The organism is Variovorax sp. P2_H12, assembly GCF_056403395.1.
On the sequence record NZ_JBFUFO010000002.1, the window covers coordinates 42,660 to 66,300 of the forward strand.

At 66.9% G+C, this 23,641-nt stretch carries 30 protein-coding genes; 4 read left to right on the forward strand and 26 right to left on the reverse strand.

The window, feature by feature from the left end; all coding sequences use genetic code 11:
- Positions 1-13: 13 nt before the first annotated feature.
- The 4 genes from AC1DYK_RS01780 to petA all read right to left on the reverse strand — a co-directional run bounded on the left by AC1DYK_RS01780 (position 14) and on the right by petA (position 3,523).
- Positions 14-625, reverse strand: a complete 612-nt coding sequence (locus AC1DYK_RS01780) for a glutathione S-transferase N-terminal domain-containing protein (RefSeq protein ID WP_478092262.1) — start codon at positions 623-625, stop codon at positions 14-16.
- 91 nt (positions 626-716) lie between these two features.
- Positions 717-1,472 (reverse strand): cytochrome c1, encoded by a 756-nt coding sequence (locus tag AC1DYK_RS01785; protein ID WP_478092264.1) that lies wholly within the window; start codon positions 1,470-1,472, stop codon positions 717-719.
- Between the two features lie 16 nt (positions 1,473-1,488).
- Entirely contained in the window at positions 1,489-2,889 is a 1,401-nt protein-coding gene (locus AC1DYK_RS01790) for a cytochrome b (RefSeq protein ID WP_478164698.1), read from the reverse strand.
- 10 nt (positions 2,890-2,899) lie between these two features.
- The gene (gene petA, locus AC1DYK_RS01795; RefSeq protein ID WP_442284712.1) at positions 2,900-3,523 is read right to left on the reverse strand and encodes a ubiquinol-cytochrome c reductase iron-sulfur subunit; all 624 of its coding nucleotides are present in this window, start codon (positions 3,521-3,523) and stop codon (positions 2,900-2,902) included.
- Between the two features lie 178 nt (positions 3,524-3,701).
- Between petA and mscL the strand changes: the two genes are divergently transcribed.
- Positions 3,702-4,124 carry a large conductance mechanosensitive channel protein MscL gene (gene mscL / locus AC1DYK_RS01800; RefSeq protein WP_442284713.1) on the forward strand — a complete coding sequence of 141 codons (423 nt, stop codon included), beginning with the start codon at positions 3,702-3,704 and terminating at the stop codon, positions 4,122-4,124.
- Here the strand turns inward: mscL and pdxA are convergent.
- A complete protein-coding gene (gene pdxA / locus AC1DYK_RS01805; protein ID WP_478164699.1) occupies positions 4,111-5,160 on the reverse strand; it encodes a 4-hydroxythreonine-4-phosphate dehydrogenase PdxA in 1,050 nt (349 codons plus the stop codon). The two genes, mscL and pdxA, sit on opposite strands and share 14 nt — an antisense overlap.
- 11 nt (positions 5,161-5,171) lie before the next feature.
- Positions 5,172-5,945, reverse strand: a complete 774-nt coding sequence (locus AC1DYK_RS01810; protein ID WP_478164700.1) for a Nif3-like dinuclear metal center hexameric protein — start codon at positions 5,943-5,945, stop codon at positions 5,172-5,174.
- 212 nt (positions 5,946-6,157) lie between these two features.
- Here AC1DYK_RS01810 and AC1DYK_RS01815 point away from each other — a divergent pair, with 212 nt between their 5' ends.
- Positions 6,158-7,318 (forward strand): S1C family serine protease, encoded by a 1,161-nt coding sequence (locus AC1DYK_RS01815; RefSeq protein ID WP_478164701.1) that lies wholly within the window; start codon positions 6,158-6,160, stop codon positions 7,316-7,318.
- 25 nt (positions 7,319-7,343) lie between these two features.
- On the opposite strand, the gene tatC is transcribed toward AC1DYK_RS01815, so the two are convergent.
- The 9 genes from tatC to AC1DYK_RS01860 form a co-directional block, all read right to left on the reverse strand.
- On the reverse strand, positions 7,344-8,141 hold the full coding sequence (tatC, locus tag AC1DYK_RS01820) for a twin-arginine translocase subunit TatC (protein WP_478164702.1): 798 nt from the start codon (positions 8,139-8,141) through the stop codon (positions 7,344-7,346).
- Between the two features lie 64 nt (positions 8,142-8,205).
- Positions 8,206-8,664 carry a Sec-independent protein translocase protein TatB gene (gene tatB, locus AC1DYK_RS01825; protein ID WP_478088909.1) on the reverse strand — a complete coding sequence of 153 codons (459 nt, stop codon included), beginning with the start codon at positions 8,662-8,664 and terminating at the stop codon, positions 8,206-8,208.
- Between the two features lie 13 nt (positions 8,665-8,677).
- Entirely contained in the window at positions 8,678-8,914 is a 237-nt protein-coding gene (gene tatA, locus AC1DYK_RS01830; RefSeq protein WP_478088907.1) for a Sec-independent protein translocase subunit TatA, read from the reverse strand.
- A gap of 65 nt (positions 8,915-8,979) precedes the next feature.
- Positions 8,980-9,339: a histidine triad nucleotide-binding protein gene (locus AC1DYK_RS01835; RefSeq protein WP_478088906.1), complete on the reverse strand. Its 360-nt coding sequence runs from the start codon at positions 9,337-9,339 to the stop codon at positions 8,980-8,982.
- A complete protein-coding gene (locus AC1DYK_RS01840; RefSeq protein WP_478088905.1) occupies positions 9,329-9,718 on the reverse strand; it encodes a DUF4870 family protein in 390 nt (129 codons plus the stop codon). Before AC1DYK_RS01840 ends, AC1DYK_RS01835 begins: the two co-directional genes overlap by 11 nt.
- A 14-nt stretch (positions 9,719-9,732) precedes the next feature.
- Positions 9,733-10,116 carry a phosphoribosyl-ATP diphosphatase gene (locus AC1DYK_RS01845; RefSeq protein ID WP_478164703.1) on the reverse strand — a complete coding sequence of 128 codons (384 nt, stop codon included), beginning with the start codon at positions 10,114-10,116 and terminating at the stop codon, positions 9,733-9,735.
- On the reverse strand, positions 10,113-10,514 hold the full coding sequence (gene hisI / locus AC1DYK_RS01850) for a phosphoribosyl-AMP cyclohydrolase (RefSeq protein WP_478164704.1): 402 nt from the start codon (positions 10,512-10,514) through the stop codon (positions 10,113-10,115). The genes AC1DYK_RS01845 and hisI overlap by 4 nt, the downstream gene beginning before the upstream one ends.
- 237 nt (positions 10,515-10,751) lie before the next feature.
- The gene (hisF, locus tag AC1DYK_RS01855) at positions 10,752-11,531 is read right to left on the reverse strand and encodes an imidazole glycerol phosphate synthase subunit HisF (RefSeq protein ID WP_478088901.1); all 780 of its coding nucleotides are present in this window, start codon (positions 11,529-11,531) and stop codon (positions 10,752-10,754) included.
- Positions 11,532-11,552: 21 nt separating this feature from the next.
- Entirely contained in the window at positions 11,553-12,395 is an 843-nt protein-coding gene (locus AC1DYK_RS01860) for a D-hexose-6-phosphate mutarotase (protein ID WP_478164705.1), read from the reverse strand.
- A 161-nt stretch (positions 12,396-12,556) separates the two neighbouring features.
- Between AC1DYK_RS01860 and AC1DYK_RS01865 the strand changes: the two genes are divergently transcribed.
- Both AC1DYK_RS01865 and AC1DYK_RS01870 read left to right on the forward strand, forming a co-directional pair.
- A complete protein-coding gene (locus AC1DYK_RS01865; protein ID WP_478164706.1) occupies positions 12,557-13,864 on the forward strand; it encodes a dicarboxylate/amino acid:cation symporter in 1,308 nt (435 codons plus the stop codon).
- 9 nt (positions 13,865-13,873) lie between these two features.
- The gene (locus tag AC1DYK_RS01870; RefSeq protein ID WP_478164707.1) at positions 13,874-14,815 is read left to right on the forward strand and encodes an amino acid ABC transporter substrate-binding protein; all 942 of its coding nucleotides are present in this window, start codon (positions 13,874-13,876) and stop codon (positions 14,813-14,815) included.
- Positions 14,816-14,943: 128 nt separating this feature from the next.
- Here the strand turns inward: AC1DYK_RS01870 and hisA are convergent, their stop codons facing one another.
- The 11 genes from hisA to AC1DYK_RS01925 form a co-directional block, all read right to left on the reverse strand.
- Positions 14,944-15,684 carry a 1-(5-phosphoribosyl)-5-[(5-phosphoribosylamino)methylideneamino]imidazole-4-carboxamide isomerase gene (gene hisA, locus AC1DYK_RS01875; RefSeq protein ID WP_478164708.1) on the reverse strand — a complete coding sequence of 247 codons (741 nt, stop codon included), beginning with the start codon at positions 15,682-15,684 and terminating at the stop codon, positions 14,944-14,946.
- Between the two features lie 120 nt (positions 15,685-15,804).
- Positions 15,805-16,455 (reverse strand): imidazole glycerol phosphate synthase subunit HisH, encoded by a 651-nt coding sequence (gene hisH / locus AC1DYK_RS01880; protein ID WP_478164709.1) that lies wholly within the window; start codon positions 16,453-16,455, stop codon positions 15,805-15,807.
- A 16-nt stretch (positions 16,456-16,471) separates the two neighbouring features.
- On the reverse strand, positions 16,472-17,101 hold the full coding sequence (hisB, locus tag AC1DYK_RS01885) for an imidazoleglycerol-phosphate dehydratase HisB (RefSeq protein WP_478088892.1): 630 nt from the start codon (positions 17,099-17,101) through the stop codon (positions 16,472-16,474).
- Positions 17,098-18,189: a histidinol-phosphate transaminase gene (hisC, locus tag AC1DYK_RS01890; protein ID WP_478164710.1), complete on the reverse strand. Its 1,092-nt coding sequence runs from the start codon at positions 18,187-18,189 to the stop codon at positions 17,098-17,100. The genes hisB and hisC overlap by 4 nt, the downstream gene beginning before the upstream one ends.
- 7 nt (positions 18,190-18,196) lie before the next feature.
- Positions 18,197-18,577 (reverse strand): hypothetical protein, encoded by a 381-nt coding sequence (locus AC1DYK_RS01895; RefSeq protein ID WP_478164711.1) that lies wholly within the window; start codon positions 18,575-18,577, stop codon positions 18,197-18,199.
- The gene (locus AC1DYK_RS01900; protein WP_478088888.1) at positions 18,544-19,083 is read right to left on the reverse strand and encodes an LbetaH domain-containing protein; all 540 of its coding nucleotides are present in this window, start codon (positions 19,081-19,083) and stop codon (positions 18,544-18,546) included. Before AC1DYK_RS01900 ends, AC1DYK_RS01895 begins: the two co-directional genes overlap by 34 nt.
- 11 nt (positions 19,084-19,094) lie before the next feature.
- Positions 19,095-20,423, reverse strand: a complete 1,329-nt coding sequence (gene hisD, locus AC1DYK_RS01905) for a histidinol dehydrogenase (protein WP_478164712.1) — start codon at positions 20,421-20,423, stop codon at positions 19,095-19,097.
- A complete protein-coding gene (gene hisG, locus AC1DYK_RS01910) occupies positions 20,420-21,058 on the reverse strand; it encodes an ATP phosphoribosyltransferase (RefSeq protein WP_442284735.1) in 639 nt (212 codons plus the stop codon). Before hisG ends, hisD begins: the two co-directional genes overlap by 4 nt.
- Positions 21,055-22,341 carry a UDP-N-acetylglucosamine 1-carboxyvinyltransferase gene (gene murA / locus AC1DYK_RS01915; RefSeq protein WP_478164713.1) on the reverse strand — a complete coding sequence of 429 codons (1,287 nt, stop codon included), beginning with the start codon at positions 22,339-22,341 and terminating at the stop codon, positions 21,055-21,057. Before murA ends, hisG begins: the two co-directional genes overlap by 4 nt.
- 18 nt (positions 22,342-22,359) lie before the next feature.
- Positions 22,360-22,602 (reverse strand): BolA family protein, encoded by a 243-nt coding sequence (locus tag AC1DYK_RS01920; RefSeq protein ID WP_478164714.1) that lies wholly within the window; start codon positions 22,600-22,602, stop codon positions 22,360-22,362.
- A gap of 222 nt (positions 22,603-22,824) precedes the next feature.
- Positions 22,825-23,589 (reverse strand): ABC transporter permease, encoded by a 765-nt coding sequence (locus AC1DYK_RS01925; protein WP_478088913.1) that lies wholly within the window; start codon positions 23,587-23,589, stop codon positions 22,825-22,827.
- Positions 23,590-23,641: the final 52 nt, after the last annotated feature.

The following is a 23,641-nucleotide window of genomic DNA, read 5'->3' on the forward strand; positions in this document are numbered from 1 at the left end:
CTGGGCCAGCGACTCACTTGCGCATGACCTTTTCGGACGGCGTCAGCGCCTCGATGTAGGCCGGGCGCGAGAAGATGCGTTCGGCGTACTTCAGGAGCGGAGCCGCGTTCTTGCTGAGGTCGATTCCGTAGTAGTCGAGGCGCCACAGCAGCGGTGCGATCGCGACGTCGAGCATCGAGAAGTTGTCGCCCAGCATGTACTTGTTCTTGAGGAACACGGGCGCCAGCTGAGTCAGGCGATCGCGGATGTGTGCGCGCGCCTTTTCGATGGCCTTCTCGTTGCCCTTGGTGGTGCGGTTCTCGAGCATCGAGACATGCACGAACAATTCCTTCTCGAAGTTGAGCAGGAACAAGCGCACGCGTGCACGGTCGACCGGGTCGCCGGGCATCAGCTGCGGATGCGGGAAGCGCTCGTCGATGTACTCGTTGATGATGTTCGACTCGTACAGGATCAGGTCGCGCTCGACCAGAATCGGCACCTGCCCGTACGGGTTCATCACATTGATGTCTTCAGGCTTGTTGTAGAGGTCGACGTCACGAATCTCGAAATCCATGCCTTTCTCGAACAGCACGAAGCGGCAGCGATGGGAAAAGGGGCAGGTCGTTCCCGAATAAAGGACCATCATGGCGAAAGACTCCTAAAAATCAAAAAGAGTGGGTCGCGTTCGCAACCCACTCTGCGGGACCAGGCGCACGAGGCGCCCGATCGGCGTGGAATTACTTGACGTCTTTCCAGTACGAGGCATTCAGCCGCCACGTGAAGACCACTGCCATGAGCAGGAACAGCAACACCCAGACGCCCACGCGGATGCGGGTGTTCTGCGCCGGCTCGGCCATCCACTGCAGATAGCTCACGAGGTCGCCCACGGCCTGGTCGAACTGCATCGGCGTCATGGTGCCGGGGCTTACCTGCTCCCAGCCCTTGAACACTTCGGTTTCATGCCCGTGGGCTTCGACCTTCTCGAAGACCGGACGTCGCTCGCCCTGCAGCTCCCACATCACGTGCGGCATCGCCACGGCCGGGAACGCCAGGTTGTTCCAGCCGGTGGCCTTGGTGTCGTCGCGGTAGAAGGTGCGCAGATAGGTGTAGAGGTAGTCGGCACCGGTGCCGCCGTGGCCGGCACGCGAGCGCGCCACCAGGGTCAGGTCGGGCGGAATCGTGCCGAACCATTCCTTGGCCTGTTGCGGTGCCAGGTTGACCTTCATGGTCTCGCCGATCTTGTCGGTCGTGAACAGGAGGTTGTCCTTGATCTGCTGGTCGGTGATGCCGAGGTCCTGCAGCCGGTTGAAGCGCATGAACGCCGCCGAGTGGCAGTTGAGGCAGTAGTTGACGAACAGCTTCGCACCGTTCTGCAGCGAGGCCAGGTCGGTGGTGCGGTTGGGCGCCTTGTCCCAGGGGATGCCGCCTTCGGCCGCTTGCGCGCCCGTGACGATGCCGAGCGCCGCGATCAACGTGAGGATCAGTTTCTTCATTCTTGTTGTCTCCCGGTCAGTGAGCGTTGAAAACCACGCGCTCGGGGACCGGCTTGAATTCGCCGAGGCGGCTCCACCACGGCATCAGCAGGAAGAAACCGAAATAGAAGAGCGTTCCGATCTGCGACACGCGCTCGCCGATCGGCGACGGCGGTTGCACGCCGAGGTAGGCGAGCACCACGAAGTTGACGACGAACACACCGTAGACATACTTGTGCCAGCTCGGGCGATAGCGGATCGACTTGACCGGGCTGTGGTCGAGCCAGGGCAGGAAGAACAGGATGACGACCGCGCCGCCCATCACCAGCACACCCCAGAACTTGGCGTCGATCGACAGCATCATCGCGACCACGCCGACGGCGACGACCGCGACACCGGCCTTGATGAAGGAGGGGAAGCGGGCCTTCAGGACGCCGTAGGCGGCCGCACCGACCACGCAGGCGATCAGCGCATACATCATCTCGCTGGTGATGGCACGCAGCATCGAATAGAAGGGCGTGAAGTACCAGACCGGCGCGATGTGGTTCGGCGTCTTGAGCGAATCCGCCGGGATGAAGTTGTTGTACTCGAGGAAGTAGCCGCCGGCCTCGGGCGCGAAGAAGATCACGGCCGAGAAGATCGTCAGGAACACCACCACGCCGAAGATGTCGTGCACCGTGTAGTACGGGTGCGACGGGATGCCGTCGACCGGATGGCCGTCGGCGCCGCGGTTGGCCTTGATCTCGATGCCGTCGGGGTTGTTGGACCCCACTTCGTGCAGCGCGATCAGGTGGGCGACCACCAGGCCGAGCAGCACCAGCGGCACGGCGATCACGTGGAAGCTGAAGAAGCGGTTCAGCGTGGCGTCGCTCACCACGTAGTCGCCGCGGATCAGCAGCGCGAGGTCAGGACCGACGAAGGGAATCGCGGCGAACAGGTTCACGATCACCTGAGCGCCCCAGTAGCTCATCTGGCCCCACGGAAGCAGGTAGCCCATGAAGGCCTCGGCCATCAGGCACAGGAAGATCGCGCAACCGAAGATCCAGATCAGCTCGCGCGGCTTGCGGTAGCTGCCGTACATCAGGCCGCGGAACATGTGCAGGTAGACCACGATGAAGAAGGCCGAGGCCCCCGTCGAGTGCATGTAGCGGATCAGCCAGCCCCACGGCACGTCGCGCATGATGTACTCGACCGAGCCGAACGCCAGCGCGGCGTCGGGCTTGTAGTGCATCACGAGGAAGATGCCGGTCACGATCTGGATCACGAGGACCAGCATCGCGAGCGAACCGAAGATGTACCAGAAGTTGAAGTTCTTCGGCGCGTAGTACTTGCCCCACTGGTCGTTCCAGAGCTTGGTCAGCGGGAAGCGGTTGTCGACCCAGTTGAGCAGCTTCTCGCCGGCGGGTGCATTGGGGGAGATTTCGTTGAATTCAGCCATGTCTTGCTCCTCAAGCCTTCTTGTCGTCGCCGATCAAGATGCGCGTATCGGAGAGATACATGTGCGGCGGCACCGGCAGGTTGTCGGGTGCCGGCTTGTTCTTGAAGACGCGGCCGGCCAGGTCGAAGGTCGAGCCGTGGCAGGGGCACAGGAAACCGCCTTCCCAGTTGTCGGGCAGCGAGGCCTGCGGGCCGGCCTGGAGCCTGTCGATGGGCGAGCAGCCCAGGTGGGTGCAGATCCCCACGACCACCAGGATCTCGGGCTTGATCGAACGGTGGTCGTTGCGGGCGTAGGCCGGCGTGAACTCGTCGGGGTTGCGCTTGGATTGCGGATCGGCGAGCAGCGGATCGAGCTTGGGCAACTCGGCGACTTGCGCCGGCGAACGCTTGAGGATCCAGACCGGCTTGCCGCGCCATTCGACGGTCATCTTCTCGCCGACCTGCAGGGCACCGATGTCGGCCTCGACCGGCGCACCGGCAGCCTTGGCTTTCTCGGACGGCTGGAACGAGCTCACGAACGGCACGGCCACGGCCACACCACCCACTGCGCCTGCGCAGCCTGATGCGATCAACCATGTCCGCTTGCTGGTGTCGATCCGGGGTCGGCCGGCGGTGCTCACGGTACTGTCACTCATGGGGATCCTCAATCTTCTTCGCTAGGGGCTTGGGTCAACCCGCGATTGTAGCGGAGCGTAAGCGGCGATTTCAACGTCGGCGCGGCGCGTGACGCGAGCCCTCGATCGGACATGGATACGAAGCCCCACCCCTATACTGGCCGCCGTTCAAAACAATCCCCCGGAAGAGGTGCACGACATGAGCTTTCTGAAAGAGTTCCGCGAATTTGCCGTCAAGGGCAACGTGATCGACCTGGCGGTCGGCGTGATCATCGGTGCGGCCTTCGGCAAGATCGTCGACTCGCTGGTGAGCGACATCATCATGCCGCTGGTCGGCCTCATCTTCGGCAAGCTCGACTTCTCGAATCTCTACATCGTGCTCGGGCCCAGGCCGGCCGGGGTGGCCGACACGCTGGTGGAGCTCAAGAAGGCCGGCGCGCCGGTGCTGGCCTACGGCAACTTCATCACCATCGCGGTGAACTTCGTGATCCTGGCCTTCATCATCTTTCTGATGGTCAAGCAGATCAACAAGCTGCGCAAGACCAGCGAAGCGGCGCCGGCGCCGACGCCCGAAGACACCGTGCTGCTGCGCGAGATCCGCGACAGCCTCAAGCGTTCGTGAGGCGCGCAAGGGCCAGCGACCGGGCCATCCGCACGGCCTCGATCAGGCTGGAGGCGTCGGCCCGGCCGGTGCCCGCAATGTCGAACGCGGTGCCGTGATCGGGACTGGTGCGCACCAGCGGCAGGCCGAGCGTCACGTTCACGCCCTTCTCCACGCCCAGGTACTTCACCGGGATCAATCCCTGGTCGTGGTACATCGCGATCACCACGTCGAACTCGCCCGCGCCATCGGCCTTGGCGCGGGCGCGCATGAAGACGGTGTCGGGCGCATGGGGCCCGTCGGCATCGATGCCTTCGGCCCGCGCGGCCGCGATCGCCGGCGCAATGATGTCGCGCTCCTCGGAGCCGAACAGACCGCCCTCCCCCGCGTGCGGATTGAGGCCCGCCACCCCGATCCTGGGCGTTCGCCCGAGCACCGCCCCGAGCGCCTGGTGCGCGATGCGCAGTGTCTGCAGCACACCATCGAAACTCACGGCTTCGATCGCATGGCGCAGCGACATGTGGATGCTCACGAGCACGGTGCGCAGCTCGTCGTTGGCAAGCATCATGCGCACCGGCACCTCGGACAGCGGCCGGCCGAGATGGGCGGCCGCCTCGGCCTGCAGCAATTCGGTGTGGCCCGGATAGGGGAAGCCGGCCGCCGCGAGCGCTTCCTTGTGCAGGGGCGCAGTGACGATCGCGGCGATCTCGCCGCGTAGCGCGGCGCGTGCGGCCCAGACCACGCAATCGCCGGCAATGCGGCCCGCCGCCGCGCTGATCGCGCCGTGCGCGATGACCGCGCCAGGCGGCGCGACCACCTGCAGCACGGGGATGCAGCCCGGCGGCGTGTCGCGCACGTCGCGCGCCGCCTCGATCAGCGCGACCGGCAAGGCCGGCGCCCCGGCGGCAGCGATCGCCTGCGCGGCACGACGCACGATGCCGACATCGCCGGCCACGAAACATCCGCGCAAGTCATCGGCCGCATCGCGAAAGGCCTTCGCGATGATCTCGGGCCCGATGCCCGCGGGGTCGCCGAGCGTGACAGCGATGGGGGACAAAGGTTCGAAGCTCACGCCGGATTGTCGATGTCGATGAATTCGTGCGCCAGCCCCAGCTGCGCCGCCACATGGCCCGCGACGGCCGGGGCGCCATAGCGTTCGGTGGCATGGTGGCCGCAGGCGAGGAAGGCGACGCCGAGCTCGCGGGCGTAGTGGGTCTGGGGCTCCGAGATCTCGCCCGTGATGAAGGCATCGGCGCCGGCCGCGACCGCAGCCTCGAAATAGCTCTGGGCGCCGCCCGTGCACCAGGCGATGTTGCGGATCGGGCGTTGCGCGCCCTCCACCAGCGTGACCGGCTTGCCGAGCGCTTTCTCGACGTGCGAGGCCAACTGCTTCGCGCTCGCGAAGCTCTCGCCGTTGTCGCGCGCACCGAGGAAGCCGAGTTCCTGCTCGCCGAAGCGGCCGGTCGAACCCGCATGCGCGACCAGGCCGAGCCGAAGCCCGAGCTGTGCGTTGTTGCCGAGCTCGGGATGGGCGTCGAGCGGCAGGTGATAGGCGAACAGGTTGACGTCGTCGCCGAGCAGCAGGCCGAGGCGCTGCCGCATCCAGCCCGTGACGCGGCCGTCCTGGCCGCGCCAGAACAGGCCGTGGTGGACGAAGATCGCGTCCGCTTCGGCGTGAATCGCGGCTTCGATCAGCGCCCGGCTCGCGGTCACGCCGGAGACGATCTTTCGCACCTTGATGCGGCCTTCGACCTGCAGGCCGTTGGGCCCGTAGTCCTTGAAGCGCGCGGGCGCAAGCAACAGGTCGAACGCATGCAGGAGTTCGTGGCGGGTGGTGCTCATCGCGCCATTGTGGCCCCGGCGGGCGCAGGCTCGGCAGCGCATCCAACTGCAAACCCATGAATTCCAAGGGTTATCCCCAATTCCTCCTTGTGCACAGGGGTGTGCTACGGGCCCGGGCAGCGGAAGCCTTGAGGGACAATCGGAGCTTCGGCGCCGGCCACGGCGCAACGCCCGCCCTCCATGTTTTCCCACCACGTCTCGCCCGCCTCTTCATGAAACGCACCTGGCTGCTGTTCGCCCAAGCCGTGACCATCCTGCTCGCGGCCTATTTCGTCGTCGCGACGCTCAAGCCCGAGTGGCTGAACCGGCGCATCGGCCCGCTCAACGGCCTGGTCTCTGTGATCGAGGCCCCCACCGCGCCCGCCGGCCCCCCCACCGCCGGCAGCCTGAGCGCTGCGGCCAAGAAGGCCTCGCCCGCGGTGGTCAGCATCAACACCAGCAAGGCGGCGCAGCGAGCGCCGCGCAACAACGACCCGTGGTTCCGCTTCTTCTTCGGCGACCAGGGCGACCAGCCACAGGTCGGGCTCGGCAGCGGCGTGATCGTCAGCGCCGACGGCTACATCCTCACCAACAACCATGTCGTCGAAGGCGCGGACGAGATCGACGTCACGCTCAACGACAGCCGCCATGCGCGCGGCAAGGTGATCGGCACCGACCCCGACACCGACCTCGCGGTACTCAAGATCGAGCTCGACAAGCTGCCGGTGATCGTGCTGGGGAACTCCGACGCGCTGCAGGTCGGCGACCAGGTGCTGGCCATCGGCAACCCCTTCGGCGTCGGCCAGACGGTCACCAGCGGGATCGTCTCGGCGCTCGGGCGCAACCAGCTCGGCATCAACACCTTCGAGAACTTCATCCAGACCGACGCAGCCATCAACCCGGGCAACTCGGGCGGGGCGCTGATCGACGTCAACGGCAACCTCGAGGGCATCAACACCGCGATCTATTCGCGCTCGGGCGGCAGCATGGGCATCGGCTTCGCGATTCCGGTCTCGACCGCCAAGCAGGTGCTCGAGGACATCGTGACGTCCGGCAAGGTCACGCGCGGCTGGATCGGCGTCGAGCCGAACGACCTCTCGCCCGAGCTGGCCGAGACCTTCGGCGTCAAGGCGAGCGCCGGCGTGATCATCACGGGCGTGCTGCAGAACGGCCCGGCGGCCAAGGCCGGCGTGCGCCCCGGCGACGTGATCACCGGCGTCGGCGAGAAGAGCATCGGCAACACCCAGGAACTGCTGAGCGCGGTGGCCGGCCTCAAGCCCGGCACGGCGACCCGCTTCGCGCTGCAGCGCGGCAGCGACAAGCTGGAGCTGGACGTCACGCCGGGCCTGCGGCCACGGTCGCCGGTGCGGCGGACGCCGAACGAAACCGAGTGAATCGAAATCCCGGCGGGGCCGGAATTCAGGACTGCGCCGAGTCGGCGCTTTCTTCCGTCGGCTTGGTGGATTTCGAGAAGTAGCGCGCGCCGATGATGCCGACCTCGTACAGCAGGCACATCGGGATCGCGAGCGCGAGCTGCGAGACCACGTCCGGCGGCGTCAGCACCGCGGCGACGACGAAGGCCAGCACGATGAAATAGCCGCGGAACGAACGCAGCTTCTCGATCGTGACGAGCTCGAAGCGCACCAGCAGCATCACCACGATCGGCACCTGGAAGGCGACGCCGAAGGCGATGTAGAGCGACAGGATCGCCTCCACGTAGGACGAGATGTCGGGCGTGGCATTGACCGACGGCGGCGTGAACTTCTGGATGAAGCCGAACATCTTGTCCAGCACGAAGAACTGCACGAAAGCGATGCCGCCATAGGCCAGCAGGCTGCCGAAGAAGATCAGCGGCAGCGCGAACTTCTTCTCGTGGCTGTAGAGGCCCGGCGCCACGAACATCCAGCACTGGTACATGAGCCAGGGCAGTGCCAGCAGCACCGCCGTCATGCCCAGCACCTTGAGCGGCACGAAAAAGGGTGAGAAGACGCCGATCGCGATCAGCTTGGCGTCCGGCGGCATGTGGGCGCGGATCGGCACCGCGATCATGTCGATCAGTCCGGCCGGTCCGGGCCAGATGGCCAGCAGAAGGCCGGCCACGACCAGGCCGTAGACACAGTAGAGCAGGCGATCCCGCAGCTCCATCAGGTGCTGGACGAAGGGCTGCTCGGTGCCGGCCAGTTCGTCTTCTTTGTTCTTGTCGGTGGGGTCGGCCATGTGGGGGGACGCTGCGCTCGAGATTCCGGCGCGCGCKGCGCGCGGGCCGGGTCGCCAGCTTGCGCTAGTTGATCTTGTGGGGGCGATAGCGGGCCACGCGCGCCGCGCCCGACAACGCCTTGGTGCGCACGCCGTTGCGCGCCTTGTACCACTGTGGCGTGGCGCCCTGTTTCAGGCGCCAGTTCTTGCGTGGGTGCTTGTACTCGGGGAAGGAAGGCACCGTGTCGGACAGCGCCGAGAGCGTCTGGCCGCTTTCGGAGAACTGCTTCTCGAAATCGCTGGCGCTGGACTGGATGCTCTGCTCGACGTCGCGCGCCGCGTCCTGCACCGTGTCCTTCATCTTGCGCAGTTCGTCGAGGTCCATCGAGCGGTTGACCTCGGCCTTGACGTCATTCACGTAGCGCTGCGCCTTGCCGAGCAAGGTGCCCACGGTGCGCGCCACGCGCGGCAGCTTCTCCGGCCCGATGACGATCAGCGCCACCGCGCCGATGAGGGCCAGTTTCGAGATGCCGAGGTCGATCACGGATCGGTCTGGCTCAGGACTTCTGACGCGCTTCGACGTCGATCGTCGACTTGTCGGCGGTGGCGTTGCCGGTCACCTGGGCGTTCGGGGCGGCAGGTGCGTCGGTCGAGGCGCCGTCCTTCATGCCGTCCTTGAAGCCCTTCACGGCGCCGCCCAGGTCGGATCCCATGTTGCGGAGCTTCTTGGTGCCGAAGATCATCACGACGACGAGCAGCACGATCAGCCAGTGCCAGATGGAAAGTGAACCCATGGATTACTCCTGAAGAATGTGTTGCATTTTAGTCGCCGGGAAATGACCGGCCGAAATGATGGCTATCAGCCCCTGAGCCATGGCCGGGGCCCGCCCATGACGTGCACATGGAGATGGTGCACCTCCTGCCCGCCTTCGGCGCCCGTGTTGACCACGATGCGGAACCCGCCCTGGGGGTAGGGCCGGCAGCCCTGCTCGACCGCCAGCTTGGGCGCCAGGGCCATGATCCTGCCCAGCAGCGCCGCGTCGTCGGACGTCACCTGCGCCATCGACGGAATGTGGCGTTTCGGAACGATCATGAAATGCACCGGCGCCCAGGGCGCGATGTCGTTGAAGACGAACAACTCGTCGTCCTCATAGACCTTGCGCGACGGGATCTTGCCCTCGATGATTTTGCAGAAGATGCAGTTCGGGTCAGATGACATTGCCTGTTTCCATGGGTCGGCCCGCGTTCATGCGCACCATCCCCTTGACGATGCGATAGAGGAACCAAAGCGAAATCAGTGCCCAGGCGATCCAGCCCGGCACGAGAAAGAGCAGCCACAGCCACGAAGTCAGCACGTACAGCACGCCGGCCCACAGCACCGAACGGATGCGCCAGCTGAAGTGCGAGGCCTGCCAGCTGCCGGCAGCGTCCTCGCGCTTGACCAGGTCGATCACCAGCGCGATCAGCAGCAGGCCGATCGAGGCCTGGGCGCCGGGCAGCACGGCGCCGACCGCCACCACCAGATGCAGGATGTAACTGACCCAGCCCCAGGTCTTGAGCGAGTCGTCGGGCTCGACGGTCACGATGTCGTTGGGCATGGCGTGCGCTCCTTTCAGTCGTTGGAAGCTTCGCGGTCCTGCGCCTTGCGCAGGGCTTTTTCCTCGATGCCGCTGGTGCCTTCGCGGCGCTCGAGTTCGGCCACCACGTCGGCGGGCGAGAAACCGTAGTGCGCCAGGGCCACCATGCTGTGGAACCACAGGTCGGCCACTTCGTTCACCAGTTTCGTCCGGTCTCCGCCGTGGTCGGCATCCTTGGCGGCCATCACGACCTCGGTGGCTTCCTCGCCGATCTTCTTGAGAAAGGCGTCCGGGCCCCGGTGCAGCAGGCGCGCGACGTAGCTCTGGTCGGGGTCGCCGCCGCGTGCCGGCAGCCGGCTCTCGATGACAGCGGCCAGGCGCGCGAGCGCATCTTCCGCATTGCGTGTTTCAGTGCTCATCTCGGGGAGGATTTATAGATCGAAGCGGGGTCTTTCAAGACCGGTTCGGTGACGGTCCATTGGCCGTTCTCGTACTTGCTGAAGAAACAGCTGTGGCGGCCCGTGTGGCAGGCGATGCCCGGCTCGTGGCCCTGCTGCGTGACCTTGAGCAGCACCACGTCGTTGTCGCAGTCGAGCCGGATCTCGTGCACGGTCTGCACATGGCCGGACTCCTCGCCCTTGAACCACAGCTTCTTGCGCGAGCGGCTGAAGTACACGGCACGCTGGGTCTCGGCGGTCTTGGCGAGCGCCTCGCGGTCCATCCAGGCGAACATCAGGACGTCGTTGCTGCCCTGTTCCTGCGCGATCACCGGCACCAGGCCGTTCGCGTCCCATTTCACTTCATCGAGCCAGTTCATATCGTTCCAACACGCTGTCGCGTGACCCGCGCCGCAAGAAACCGGCGCGATCCGATGCCAGGGATACCGCGGAACCGGCTTTGCCGGGCCGCTGGTATCGCCCCCTTCAAGGGGCTGAGGTCCGCGGCTCCAAGCCTGCCTGCGCAGGCTTGGACGGACCCGAAGAGCCGCTGCCTCTGGCAGCGACTCGGGGCGCCGCAGGCGCTTCGGGGGTGTTTCATTTCCGGGTATTGTCGGTCACAGCCGCACCGGGATCCCGCGCGCCGCCATCTGCCGCTTGGCATCGCCGACCGTGAACTCGCCGAAATGGAAGATGCTGGCCGCCAGTACCGCGTCGGCGCCGCCGGTCTGGATGCCGTCGGCCAGGTGCTCGAGGCTGCCGACGCCGCCCGAGGCGATCACCGGCACGCTGACCGCATCGCTCACGGCCCGCGTCAGCTCGAGGTCGAAGCCGCTCTTGGTGCCGTCGCGGTCCATGCTGGTCAGCAGAATCTCGCCCGCGCCGCGGCGCGCCATCTCGACGGCCCATTGCACGGCGTCGAGGCCGGTGTTCTTGCGCCCGCCATGGCTGTAGACGTCCCAGCCCGGGCCGCGAGTGGCGGCGTCCTCGGGCGTGCGCCGCTTGGCGTCGATCGCCACCACGATGCACTGGGCGCCGTACTTGCGCGAGGCGTCCTCGATCACCTGGGGATTGGCGATCGCAGCCGAATTGAAGCTGGTCTTGTCGGCACCGGCATTGAGCAGCCGGCGCACGTCCGCCACCGTGCGCACGCCACCGCCGACGGTCAGCGGAATGAAGACCTGGGAGGCCACCGCCTCGATGATCGGCAGGATCAGGTCGCGGCCGTCGCTGGTGGCGGTGATGTCGAGGAAGGTCAGCTCGTCGGCGCCTTGCGCGTTGTAGCGCGCCGCGATCTCGACCGGGTCGCCGGCGTCGCGCAGTTCGACGAAATTGACGCCCTTGACGACGCGGCCGCCGGTGACGTCGAGGCAGGGAATGATTCGTTTGGCAAGCATGGTGTGGTTCAGGCGATGGGTTCAGGCGACCGTGAGCTGTTGCCAGCCTTGCCACTGGGCACCGGGCGCCAGCAGCACGGGTTCGTCGATGCGTGCGGCCTCGACGCAGAGCATCTGGCGCCAGCCGTCGTCGGGCAGGTCGTCGAGCTTGGCGCAGAGCTGCGGGCCCGGGTTCCAGACCACGGTCTCGGTGCAGCTCGCGCTTTGCGAGATCTCGAGTGTGCCCGAAGGCTGCACCAGCCGAAGCGGCCGGGCGGGCGCGGCGTAGACGCTGTCGAACTCGCTGCCGAAGCCCTGCGCCGGCGCCATGTCGACATGCCGGTCGTCACGCACCGCATCCCAGCGGTTGGCACCCTGCAGGCCTTCGAGCCGGGCCACGGTGACATCGTCGACCCGCAGGTAGCTGTGGAGCGCGGCCGCGAAGGACAACGGGCCGCTGCCGCTGTTGTCGATCGTGAGCGCGATGCGCAGCGCCCGCGGCGCCAGGGTGACGGCCAGCCGGGCCCGGAACGCATGCGGCCAGAGCGCGCGGGTGGCCGCGCTGTCGCGCAGCGTCAGCACCACGGTGTCGCGCCGGCCGGTGGCCTCCGGGGCCTCGGCGGTCCAGGGCAGGTTGCGGGCGAAGCCGTGCTTGGGCAGCGATCCGCGCTGATTGAACTGCGGCCAGCAGACCGGCACGCCGCCGCGGATCGCGCTCTGGCCATCGAAGCGGGCCTCGGGGCTCAGGTAGAGCCGCTCCACGCCATCGGCCGTGATCCAGGACAGCACATGGGCGCCGTGCAAGGCCACGGTACAGCTGCCGCCGTCAGGCAGCGCGAGGCGCACGGCCGGCTGGCCACGAAAGTCGAGGGCGCTGGAGGTCATGACCCGATTCTAGATTTGGGGCGGTCCTCGCGATGCGCCACCGGATCCGCAGGGGCATTGCGAACGGTGCGAATTTCGCTTGAAATGAGCGCCACCGGCGGCGGCTGTTGCGCGCCCCCGGCGGAATCCGCGCTTCGGAACAACCCGCACAAGGAGTCGCCATGAGAAGGAAACTGCCGCCGGCAGCCTGGATTCTGGTCGCGATGCTGATCGGGATCTTGATCGGCTACATGGTCTTCGTCAATTTCCCGGACAAGAAGACCGCAGCCGAGATCGCGGGCTACATCTCGATCATGTCGGACGTCTTCCTGCGCCTGATCAAGATGCTGATCGGGCCGCTGGTCTTCTCGACGCTGGTGGTCGGGATCGCCCACATGGGCGACGCCGCCGCGGTCGGCCGCGTGTTCGGCAAGGCGCTGGGCTGGTTCATCACCGCCTCGCTGATCTCGCTGGTGCTGGGCCTGGTCATGGCCAACCTGCTGCAGCCGGGCCACAACCTGGGCCTGCCGCTGCCCGACATCGGGTCTTCCGCCAACCTCGCGACCTCCAAGTTCACGCTGAAGGATTTCGTCAGCCACGTGGTTCCGAAGTCCTTCTTCGAGGCCATGGCCAATAACGAGATCCTGCAGATCGTGGTGTTCTCGATGTTTTTCGGCGTCGCCCTGGCCTCGCTCGGCGAAAAGGCCCGCACGCTGATCAACGCCATCGACGAGCTCTCGCACGCGATGCTCAAGATCACCGGCTACGTGATGAAGCTCGCCCCGCTCGCCGTGATGGCCGCGATGGCCGCCACCGTCGCCACCAACGGCCTGGGCATCCTGCTCAAGTTCGCGGTCTTCATGGGCGGCTTCTACCTGAGCCTGTTCATGCTGTGGGGCTTGCTGGCGCTGGCCGGCTTTGTCTTCCTGGGGCCACGCATCGTGACGCTGCTGAAGCTGATCCGCGAGCCCTTCCTGCTGTCCTTCGCAACGGCGAGTTCGGAGGCCGCCTATCCGAAGATCCTGATCGCGCTCGACCGCTTCGGCGTCAAGCGCAAGATCTCCAGCTTCGTGATGCCGATGGGCTACTCGTTCAACCTCGACGGCTCGATGATGTACTGCACCTTCGCCGTGCTGTTCATCGCCCAGGCCTACGACATCCCGCTGTCGATCGGCACTCAGATCACGATGCTGCTGATCCTGATGCTGACCTCCAAGGGCATGGCCGGCGTGCCGCGCGCCTCGCTGGTGGTGATCGCCGCGACCCTGAACCAGTTCAACATCCCCGAAGCCGGACTGTTGCTGATCCTCGGCGTCGACACCTTCCTGGACATGGGGCGCTCCGCCACCAATGCGGTGGGCAATTCGATCGCCACCGCGGTGGTGGCCAAGTGGGAGAGCGAGCTGCTCTCCGAGAGCGACGCCGCGGCCAACGCGCGGGCCATGGATGCCGAGAGCGCCGCAACCCTCGCCCATCCGGCGCACGCCTGAGGAGCGGCCATGACGCCCTTCCGGATCCGCCTCGGGACTGCCGCCGTGCTGCTGGGCGCTCTGCTGGGCCTGGCGCCGGCCGCGCTCGCGCAGCCCGAGCCGGCGCCGGCGGGTCCGGCGACCCTTACCGGCACCCTGGCCAGGGCACGGGACGCCGGTGTGGTGGTCATCGGCTACCGGGAGTCGTCGGTGCCGTTCTCCTTCCTGTCGCCGCGCAAGGAACCGATCGGCTACTCGATCGAGCTGTGCAAGGCGGTGGTCGAGGCCATGAGCGATGCGGTGCACAAGACGCTGGCCATCCGCTGGCTGCCCGTGACCGCCGAATCGCGCATCGATGCGGTGGTCAGCGGCCAGGTCGACCTCGAATGCGGCTCCACCACCAGCAACCTGGAGCGCCAGAAACGCGTGGCCTTCTCGCCGACGATGTTTGTCTCGGGCACCCGGCTGCTGGTGAAGAAGGGCTCGCCGATCCAGTCGTTCCGCGACCTGGCCGGCAAGCCGGTGGCCGTGACCGCCGGCACCACCAACGAGAAGACCCTGCGCGACCTGTCGGCCCGCTTCAAGCTGGGACTGAACCTGCTGGTGTCGCGCGATCATGCCGAATCGTTCGCGCTGGTGAAGTCCGGCCAGGCCGAGGCCTTCGCGACCGACGAGGTGCTGCTGTACGGCCTGATTGCGCAGGACCGGGGCGGCGCCGGAGGTGCCAGCGACTACCAGGTGGTCGGCGACTTCCTCTCGTACGACCCCTACGGCGTGATGTACCGCAAGGACGATCCGCAGCTGGCCAAGGTGGTCAACGATACCTTCCAGGCGCTGGCCGAGGACGGCGAGATCGAGCGCCAGTACAAGCGCTGGTTCCTGCGCAAGCTGCCGTCCGGCACCAGCCTCGACCTGCCCATGAGCCCGCAGCTCGAAACCATCATCCAGACGATGGCCGTCAAAACAGAATAGCCCGCTGCACCGGCCGGCGCAGCCAGGCCCGTTCGTGAAACACCGCGGATCTGGCTTTGCCAGGCCGCAGGTGTTGCCCCCGGCAGGGGGTGGGCGGCTACACGAAGTGAGCCAACCTGGGGGCGAGCCTATGCCGCCAGTTCGTCCGCGCGGGCCTGGGCGGCGGCGAAATCGAGGTCGCCCGAGTAGATCGCACGGCCGCAGATCACGCCCTCGACGCCGTCGTGCTCGACCGCGCACAGCTTGTCGATGTCAGCCATGTTCGACAGCCCGCCCGAGGCGATCACGGGGATCGTGAGCGCCTGCGCCAGCCGCACGGTGGCCTCGATGTTGATGCCCGACAGCATGCCGTCGCGGCCGATGTCGGTGTAGATGATCGACTCGACGCCGTAGTCCTCGAACTTCTTGCCCAGGTCGGCGACCTCGTGGCCGGTCAGCTTGCTCCAGCCGTCGGTCGCCACCTTGCCGTCCTTGGCGTCGAGGCCGACGATGATGTGGCCGCCGAAGGCGCTGCAGGCATCTTTCAGGAAGCCGGGATTCTTGACCGCCGCGGTGCCGATGATCACGTAGCGCAAGCCGTCGTCGATGTAGCGCTCGATGGTGTCCAGGTCGCGGATGCCGCCACCGAGCTGCACCGGGATGTCGTCGCCGACTTCCCTCAGGATCGCCTTGATCGCCGCATGATTCTGCGGTTTGCCGGCAAAGGCGCCATTCAGGTCGACCAGGTGCAGCCGGCGCGCACCGGCTTCAAGCCATTTGCGCGCCATGGCGGCCGGGTCTTCGCTGAAAGTGGTGGACTGGTCCATATCGCCTTGCTTGAGGCGAACACAGTGGCCATCCTTGAGGTCGATCGCAGGAATGAGAAGCATGGTGATGCGGGATTGCGTGGCGGACGAAGGGGGACGGGGACAGTGGGCGGGGGAATGCGCGATGGTACTCAGAACCCGGCAGGCACAGGCCGGGGCCGAGCGATGGAGGCGTTCACTGCGTCAGGGATTCCAGTGGAGGAAATTTCGATAGAGCTGCAACCCGTGCTCCGCACTCTTCTCGGGGTGGAACTGGGTCGCAAAAATATTATCGCGTGCCAGGGCGGCGGTAAAGCGCTCGCCGTAGTCGGCCTCCCCTACGCTGTGGGCGACGTCGGCGGGCCTGGCGTAGAAGCTGTGGACGAAATAGAAGTAGCTCTGGTCGGGCACCCCGGCCCAGACCGGGTGCGCCCGCGTCTGCAAGACCTGGTTCCAGCCCATCTGCGGCACCTTGTAGCGGCTGCCGTCCGGCTGCGTGCGGCCCTCGAGTTCGAACCTGCGCACTTCGCCGGGGATCAGGCCCAGGCCGTCGGTCGGCCCTTCGTCGCTGTGGGACAGCAGCATCTGCATGCCGACGCAGACACCGAACAGCGGCTTGCTGGCCGCGGCCTCGAGCACCGACTCGAGCAGGCCGGAGTCGGCCAGCTCGCGCATGCAGTCGGGCATGGCGCCCTGCCCCGGCAGCACCACCCGGGTGGCCCGGCGCACCACCTCCGGATCGGAGGTGACGAACACCTCCACCCCGACCTGGTCGGCCGCGTGCTGCACGGCCTGCGACACCGAGCGCAGGTTGCCCATGCCGTAGTCGACGACGGCGACGGTATTGGCGGTCATTGGGAGTCGTGGCGGCTCAGAGCGAACCCTTGGTGGAAGGAATGACACCCGCGGAGCGCGGGTCGAGTTCCAGGGCGGAGCGAAGCGCCCGCGCGAAGGCCTTGAACACGGTCTCGCACTGGTGGTGCGCGTTGACACCCTTGAGGTTGTCGATATGCAGTGTCACGAAGGCGTGGTTGGCAAAGCCGTGGAAGAACTCGTAGGTCAGCTGGCTGTCGAAGGTGCCGATCATGCCACTGGTGAAGGGAACGTCCATCACCAGGCCCGGGCGGCCGGAGAAATCGATCACCACGCGGCTCAGCGCCTCGTCCAGCGGGACGTAGGCGTGGCCATAGCGGCGGATGCCCTTCTTGTCGCCCACGGCCTTGGCCACGGCCTGGCCCAGCGTGATGCCCACATCCTCCACCGTGTGGTGGCCGTCGATGTGCAGGTCGCCCTGGCAGTCGATGTCGAGGTCGATCAGGCCGTGACGGGCGATCTGGTCGAGCATGTGGTCGAAAAAGCCGATGCCGGTCGACAGTTTCGCGCGGCCGGTGCCGTCGAGGTCGACCTGGACAGTGATCTTGGTTTCGGCCGTGTTGCGGGTGACGCAGGCCGTGCGCGCGCCGGTGGCGACGACGGCTTCGGGTGCCAGAGGGGTATTCATAGTGAGGCTTCGAGGGCGGCGAGCATCTGCGCGTTCTCGTCGGAGGTTCCGACCGTAAGGCGCAGGCAGTTCGCGAGCAATGGGTGCATTTTAGAAACGTTCTTGACCAGCACGCCGCGCGCCTTCATTCCTTCGAAGGTCTTTGCGGCATCGGGCACCCGGATCAGGATCATGTTGGCCTCGCTCGGCCAGCTCTTGACCGCCGGCAGCCGCGCCAGGCGCTCGACCACCCCCGCGCGCTGGTCGCGGATCTCGGCCGCCTGCCCGGCGAACACCTCGGCATGCTCGAGCGCGAACAGTGCGCATTCGCAGTTGAGCACGCTGATGTTGTAGGGCGGGCGCACCTTGTCGACCTCCGCAATCAGCGCCGCGGGCCCCATCAGGTAGCCCAGCCGGGCTCCGGCCAGGCCGAACTTGCTGAGCGTGCGCATCAGGAGCACGTGGCCGTGGCGCGCAACGCGGTCGATGTAGCTGCGGCCGGCAAACGGCTGGTAGGCCTCGTCGATGACCACCAGGCCGCCCTGCGCGCCCTGGGCCAGGACGATCTTCTCGATCACCGCGTCGTCCCACAGGTTGGCGGTCGGGTTGTTCGGATAGGCCAGGAAGACGATGGCCGGCTTCTCCCTGGCGATGGCTTCGAGCATGGCGGTCTCGTCGAGCTCGAAATCGGCGGTCAGCGGCACGCCGACAAAGCGCAGCCCCTGCAGCTGGGCGCTCACGGCGTACATCACGAAGCCAGGCACCGGCGCCAGGATCGCGGCACCGGGCAGGTCGCAGGCCATCGCCAGCAAGGAGATCAGCTCGTCCGAGCCGTTGCCGAGCATCAACGAAAAGCCCTCGGGCATGGCGGCATGGGCGGCCAGCGCTCGCTGCAGGTCGGCGCCGCGTTCCCCCGGGTAGCGGTTCAGCGCCAGGGCGCCGAGGCGCTGCCCGAGCGCGGCCTGCAGCGCGGGCGGCAGGCCGTGGGGGTTCTCCATGGCGTCGAGCTTGAGCAGGCCGCGGGCGTCCTGCACGGCATAGGCATGCATGGATTGGATGTCGGCGCGGATGCGGCCCAGTGCGCGGCGGGTGTCGTCGGTGGCAGTCATTCGGAGTTCAGGGGTTGCAGCGGTAGCTGTTGCGCAGCGCGGCGGAAAGCACCAGCTGGACCGGCATGTCGGCCTCGTAGCTGTCGGCGTTGCGCGTCAGTTCGGATTGGTAGAGCGAGCGTGCCATCACGGGTTCGAGCCGGCGGCCGTTGAAGCAGAAGATCGGCTGGTGGCCCGCGCGCTGCTCCGCGTCGCTGGCCTCGCGCAAACCCTCCATGACACCCACGAGGTAGTAGTTGGCGTAGAGCTTGCCCTCCTTCTCGTTGGCCTCGAGCATGCGCAGTTCGCGGATCGACATCGCCTGCGCGAGCGTCGACAGCATCAGCAGCGCCAGGCAGGCGCCCGCCGCGCGGATCAGTCGCGCGGGCGTGGCTTGATCAGCACGCATGGGTTCCCCGCATGGACGCAGTGGCCCTCGAGATCGCGCGTCACGACCGAGCGGGCGCCGACCACGGCGCCATCGCCGATCGTGACGCCCGGCGCCACGAAGGTCTCGGCCGCCAGCCAGACGCCATCGCCGACGCGGATGTCGTCCCAGATCAGCGGAAAGCTGGGCCGCTTGTAGTCGTGGGTGCCGGTGCACAGCCACACCCGCTGCGAGACGCAGCAGTTCTTGCCGATCCGGACCTCGCCGTAGTTGTAGATCTCGACGCCTTCGCCGATCGCGGTGTACTCGCCGATCACGAGATTCCACGGCATCAGCACCTTCACGCCGGCGCTGATCAGCACCTTCTCGCCGAGCCGGGCGCCGTAGAGCCGCAACAGGAAGAGCCGAAGCGGCGACAGCGCGCGCGGCCCGACGCGACCCAGCAGGGCCCAGACCAGCATCCAGGAAGCGCGTCGCAGCTTCTGGCCCAGGGTCCAGGGATGCCCCCGACTGGTCTTGAGATCCATGCCGTCCGGTTTCACGGCGTGGCGCCGCGCAGGCGCAACTCGGCCGCCCGCGCATGCGCCTGCAGCCCCTCGCCGTGCGCCAGCACCGAGGCGACCTGGCCGAGCACCTGGGCGCCCTCCTCGCTGACCTCGATCAGGCTCGAGCGCTTCTGGAAATCGTAGACGCCGAGCGGCGAGCTGAAACGCGCGGTGCCGCTGGTCGGCAGCACGTGGTTGGGGCCGGCGCAATAGTCGCCCAGGCTTTCGCTGGTGTAGGCGCCCAGGAAGATCGCGCCCGCATGCCGCAGCAGCGGCTCCCAGCGGTGCGGCTGCGTGCTGCTGACTTCCAGGTGCTCGGGTGCGATGCGGTTGCTGATCTCGCACGCCTCTTCCATGCTGCGTGTCTGGATCAGGGCGCCACGGCCGCTGAGCGAGGCGGCGATGATCGCGGCGCGCGGCATCGAGGGCAGCAGCCGGTCGATCTCATGCTGCACGCGCTCGATGTAGCCGGCGTCCGGACACAGCAGGATGCTCTGCGCCAGCTCGTCGTGCTCGGCCTGGCTGAACAGGTCCATGGCCACCCACTCGGGCGAGGTGCTGCCGTCGGCCAGCACCAGGATCTCGCTCGGGCCCGCGATCATGTCGATGCCCACGGTGCCGAAGACACGGCGCTTGGCGGCCGCGACGTAGGCGTTGCCCGGCCCGGTGATCTTGTCGACCGCCGGAATCGTCGCCGTGCCGTAGGCCAGCGCCGCCACCGCCTGGGCGCCGCCGATGGTGAAGGCGCGCGTCACGCCTGCGACGTGCGCAGCGGCCAGCACCAGCGGGTTCTTCTCGCCGCCCGGCGTGGGCACGACCATGATGATTTCGCCGACACCGGCGACGTGCGCGGGAATCGCGTTCATCAGCACGCTCGACGGATAGGCGGCCTTGCCGCCCGGCACGTAGATGCCGACGCGGTCCAGCGGCGTGACCTTCTGGCCGAGCAGCGTGCCGTCGGCATCGCGGTAGCTCCAGCTCTCGCCGCTGGCCTTCTTCTGGGCCTCATGGTAGGTGCGCACGCGGCGCGCGGCGGCTTCGAGCGCCTCCCGCTGCTCGAACGGCAGCGACTCGAAGGCGGAACGAAGCTCGGCCGCCGTCAGTTCCAGCGCGTCGACGCTGTCGAGGTCGAGTCGATCGAAACGGCGCGTGTACTCGAGCACCGCCTCGTCGCCGCGGCGACGCACGTCGGCGAGGATGTCGGCCACCACCTGCTCGATCGCGGCATCGGCCTCGGCGGACCAATGCAGGCGCGCCTTGAATTCGGCCTCGAAGGTGGCCGAAGCGGTCGAGAGACGGGCGGGGGCGGCTTTCAGGTTCATTTCGGAATGGCCGATGCGAAGGCGTCGACGATGTGGCGGATGGCCTCTTGCTTGAGCTTGAGCGCGGCCTGGTTGACCACCAGGCGGGCGCTGATGTCCATGATGCGCTCGACCTCCACCAGGTGGTTGGCCTTGAGCGTGTTGCCGGTCGAGACCAGGTCGACGATCGCGTCGGCGAGGCCGGTGAGCGGCGCCAGCTCCATGCTGCCGTAGAGCTTGATCAGGTCGACGTGCACACCCTTGCTGGCGAAGAACTCGCGCGCCAGGCCGACGTACTTGGTCGCCACCTTGAGGCGCGAGCCCTGCTTGACGGCCGAGGCGTAGTCGTAGTCGGCGCGCACCGCGACGCTCAGGCGACAGGCTGCGATGCGCAGGTCCAGCGGCTGGTAGAGGCCCTGGTTGCCATGCTCGAGCAGCACGTCGAGGCCGGTCACGCCGAGGTCGGCGCCGCCATACTGGACGTAGGTCGGCACGTCCGACGCACGCACCAGCACCACGCGCACATCGGGCCGCGTGGTGGCCAGGATCAGCTTGCGCGAGGTCTCCGGATCCTCGGTCACCTCGATGCCGGCCGCAGCCAGCAGCGGCAGCGTTTCCTCGAAGATGCGGCCCTTCGAGAGCGCGAGCGTGATCACGGCAGCACCTCCGTCGACCCGCTGACCCGCTCGATGTCGGCGCCCAGGCCGCGCAGCTTGCCTTCCATGCGGTCGTAGCCGCGGTCGAGGTGATAGATGCGATCCACCATGGTCTCGCCGTCGGCCACGAGGCCGGCGATCACCAGGCTGGCGGACGCCCGCAGGTCGGTCGCCATCACGGTGGCGCCGGACAGCTGCGAGACGCCCTCGATCACTGCCACCTTGCCGTCGGTCTGGATCTTGGCGCCCAGGCGCAGCATCTCGTCGACGTGCATGAAGCGATTCTCGAAGATCGTCTCGGTCACGGTCGAGGTGCCTTCGGCGATCGCATTGAGCGCCATGAACTGGGCCTGCATGTCGGTCGGGAAACCCGGGTACTCGGTGGTGCGGAAGCTCTGCGCCTTGAGCCGGCCCTGGCTTTGAACGCGGATACCGCCCTCGACCGCCGACACCTGCGCGCCGGCTTCGCGCAGCTTTTCGATGACCGCGTCGAGATGATCGGCCCGGCCATGCTTCAGGAACACGTCGCCGCCGGTCGCGGCCACGGCGCACAGGAAGGTGCCGGCCTCGATCCGGTCCGCCACCACCTGGTGGGTGCAGCCGTTCAGCCGGTCGACGCCCTGGATCCGGATGCGGCTGCTGCCATGGCCTTCGATCGTCGCCCCCATCGCGATCAGCATCTCGGCCAGGTCCGCGATCTCGGGCTCCTGGGCGGCGTTCTCCAGCACGGTCTCGCCATCGGCCAGCACGGCCGCCATCATGAAATTCTCGGTGCCCGTGACGGTCACCATGTCGGTCGTGATGCGGGCGCCGTGCAAGCGCGTGCGGCCATCGCCGATGCGCGCCACCATGTAGCCGTGATCGACCACGATCTCGGCGCCCATGGCCTGCAGGCCCTTGATGTGCTGGTCGACCGGCCGCGAGCCGATGGCGCAGCCGCCGGGCAGCGAGACCCTGGCTCGGCCGAAGCGCGCCAACAGCGGTCCGAGTGCAAGCACCGAGGCACGCATGGTCTTGACCAGCTCATAGGGCGCCTCGGGCAGTTCGAGCGCACGCGCATCGATGCGAACCGTGCCGTTGTCGTCGCGTTCGGCCACGACGCCCATGTTGTGGACCAGCTTGAGCATGGTCGCGACGTCCTTGAGGCGCGGCACGTTGTGCAGCGTGACCGGTTGGTCGGTCAGGAGCGCCGCGCAGAGTTCGGGCAACGCCGCGTTCTTGGCGCCGGAAATGAGTACTTCGCCGCGAAGCTTGCGCCCGCCGCGAATCAAGAGTTTGTCCATGAGGAATCCAGCGGAGATCTAGCGAGACTGGCCTGCCCATTCGGCAGGCGTGAAGGTTTTCATCGAGAGCGCATGCACCTCGTCGGTATGCATTTTCGCGCCCAGGGTGGCATAGACCCGCTGATGACGCTGGATGGCGCGCTTGCCCTCGAATTCGGGCGAGACGATGGTGGCGTACCAGTGGCGGCCATCACCCTCGAGCGTGATGTAGTCGCAGGGCAGGCCCGCCTGGATGATCGATTTCAATTCTTCTGCAGTCATGTCAGTTTTCCAGCGCGCGATCGCGTGACCCGAGACGCATGAAGCCGTCCCGGCGCAAGGCCAGGGATACCGCGGAGCCGGCTTTGCCGGGCCGCCGGTATCCCCCTTGAGGGGCTGAGGTCCGCGGCTCCAAGCCTGCATGGGCAGGCTTGGACGGACCCGAAGAGCCGCCGCCTCTGGCGGCGACTCGGGGCGCCGCAGGCGCTTCGGGGGTGGTTCATTTCATCCGCGGATTTTGTAGCCGATGCGCAGCAGGTGGACCGCGATCGCGCTCACCACCAGCCAGGCGCTGCCGACGATCGCCAGGCTCAGCCACGGCGAGGCGTCGCTGACGCCGAAAAAGCCGAAACGGAAGCCGTCGATCATGTAGAAGAAGGGGTTCAGGTGGCTCACCGTCTGCCAGAAAGGCGGCAGCGAGCCGATCGAATAGAACACGCCGGACAGGAAGGTCATCGGCATGATGAGGAAGTTCTGGAACACCGCCATCTGGTCGAACTTCTCGGCCCAGAGGCCGGCGATCAGCCCCAGCGTGCCCAGGATGGCGGCGCCCAGGAAGGCGAACACCAGGATCCACAGCGGCGCCACGAACCCCGGCATGGCAAAGAAGGCCGTCACCACGAACACGCCCAGGCCGACGGCCAGCCCGCGCACGATCGACGAGCCGACATAGGCGAAGAACCAGCCCCAGTGCGAGAGCGGCGTCAGCAGCACGAACACCAGGCTGCCCATAATCTTGCTCTGGATGATCGACGACGAGCTGTTGGCGAAGGCGTTCTGCAACACGCTCATCATCACCAGGCCCGGCACCAGGAAGGCCGTGTAGCTCACCGTGCCGTAGACCTTGACGTGATCCTCCAGCACGTGGCCGAAGACCATCAGGTAGAGCACCGCGGTCAGCACCGGGGCGCCGACGGTCTGGAAGCCGACCTTCCAGAAGCGCAGCGTTTCCTTGTACAGAAGCGCCCGCCACCCCAACGCGTTGATCATCATGTGAGCCCCCACGCCCGGCACTGCGTGTCCGAGCTGCCCCCCGAGGGGG

Coding starts and splice junctions, on each gene's coding strand:
- AC1DYK_RS01780 (WP_478092262.1), bottom strand. CDS start 625: ATGATGGTCCTTTATTCGGGAACGACCTGCCCCTTTTCCCATCGCTGC.
- hisA (WP_478164708.1), bottom strand. CDS start 15,684: ATGCTTCTCATTCCTGCGATCGACCTCAAGGATGGCCACTGTGTTCGC.
- hisI (WP_478164704.1), bottom strand. CDS start 10,514: ATGAACTGGCTCGATGAAGTGAAATGGGACGCGAACGGCCTGGTGCCG.
- AC1DYK_RS01810 (WP_478164700.1), bottom strand. CDS start 5,945: ATGAGCACCACCCGCCACGAACTCCTGCATGCGTTCGACCTGTTGCTT.
- AC1DYK_RS01870 (WP_478164707.1), top strand. CDS start 13,874: ATGACGCCCTTCCGGATCCGCCTCGGGACTGCCGCCGTGCTGCTGGGC.
- AC1DYK_RS01900 (WP_478088888.1), bottom strand. CDS start 19,083: ATGGATCTCAAGACCAGTCGGGGGCATCCCTGGACCCTGGGCCAGAAG.
- hisB (WP_478088892.1), bottom strand. CDS start 17,101: ATGAATACCCCTCTGGCACCCGAAGCCGTCGTCGCCACCGGCGCGCGC.
- AC1DYK_RS01815 (WP_478164701.1), top strand. CDS start 6,158: ATGAAACGCACCTGGCTGCTGTTCGCCCAAGCCGTGACCATCCTGCTC.
- hisD (WP_478164712.1), bottom strand. CDS start 20,423: ATGAACCTGAAAGCCGCCCCCGCCCGTCTCTCGACCGCTTCGGCCACC.
- AC1DYK_RS01785 (WP_478092264.1), bottom strand. CDS start 1,472: ATGAAGAAACTGATCCTCACGTTGATCGCGGCGCTCGGCATCGTCACG.
- tatC (WP_478164702.1), bottom strand. CDS start 8,141: ATGGCCGACCCCACCGACAAGAACAAAGAAGACGAACTGGCCGGCACC.
- tatA (WP_478088907.1), bottom strand. CDS start 8,914: ATGGGTTCACTTTCCATCTGGCACTGGCTGATCGTGCTGCTCGTCGTC.
- AC1DYK_RS01835 (WP_478088906.1), bottom strand. CDS start 9,339: ATGTCATCTGACCCGAACTGCATCTTCTGCAAAATCATCGAGGGCAAG.
- AC1DYK_RS01845 (WP_478164703.1), bottom strand. CDS start 10,116: ATGAGCACTGAAACACGCAATGCGGAAGATGCGCTCGCGCGCCTGGCC.
- murA (WP_478164713.1), bottom strand. CDS start 22,341: ATGGACAAACTCTTGATTCGCGGCGGGCGCAAGCTTCGCGGCGAAGTA.
- hisH (WP_478164709.1), bottom strand. CDS start 16,455: ATGACCGCCAATACCGTCGCCGTCGTCGACTACGGCATGGGCAACCTG.
- AC1DYK_RS01790 (WP_478164698.1), bottom strand. CDS start 2,889: ATGGCTGAATTCAACGAAATCTCCCCCAATGCACCCGCCGGCGAGAAG.
- hisF (WP_478088901.1), bottom strand. CDS start 11,531: ATGCTTGCCAAACGAATCATTCCCTGCCTCGACGTCACCGGCGGCCGC.
- hisC (WP_478164710.1), bottom strand. CDS start 18,189: ATGACTGCCACCGACGACACCCGCCGCGCACTGGGCCGCATCCGCGCC.
- petA (WP_442284712.1), bottom strand. CDS start 3,523: ATGAGTGACAGTACCGTGAGCACCGCCGGCCGACCCCGGATCGACACC.
- mscL (WP_442284713.1), top strand. CDS start 3,702: ATGAGCTTTCTGAAAGAGTTCCGCGAATTTGCCGTCAAGGGCAACGTG.
- AC1DYK_RS01840 (WP_478088905.1), bottom strand. CDS start 9,718: ATGCCCAACGACATCGTGACCGTCGAGCCCGACGACTCGCTCAAGACC.
- AC1DYK_RS01895 (WP_478164711.1), bottom strand. CDS start 18,577: ATGCGTGCTGATCAAGCCACGCCCGCGCGACTGATCCGCGCGGCGGGC.
- AC1DYK_RS01925 (WP_478088913.1), bottom strand. CDS start 23,589: ATGATCAACGCGTTGGGGTGGCGGGCGCTTCTGTACAAGGAAACGCTG.
- AC1DYK_RS01920 (WP_478164714.1), bottom strand. CDS start 22,602: ATGACTGCAGAAGAATTGAAATCGATCATCCAGGCGGGCCTGCCCTGC.
- AC1DYK_RS01860 (WP_478164705.1), bottom strand. CDS start 12,395: ATGACCTCCAGCGCCCTCGACTTTCGTGGCCAGCCGGCCGTGCGCCTC.
- AC1DYK_RS01865 (WP_478164706.1), top strand. CDS start 12,557: ATGAGAAGGAAACTGCCGCCGGCAGCCTGGATTCTGGTCGCGATGCTG.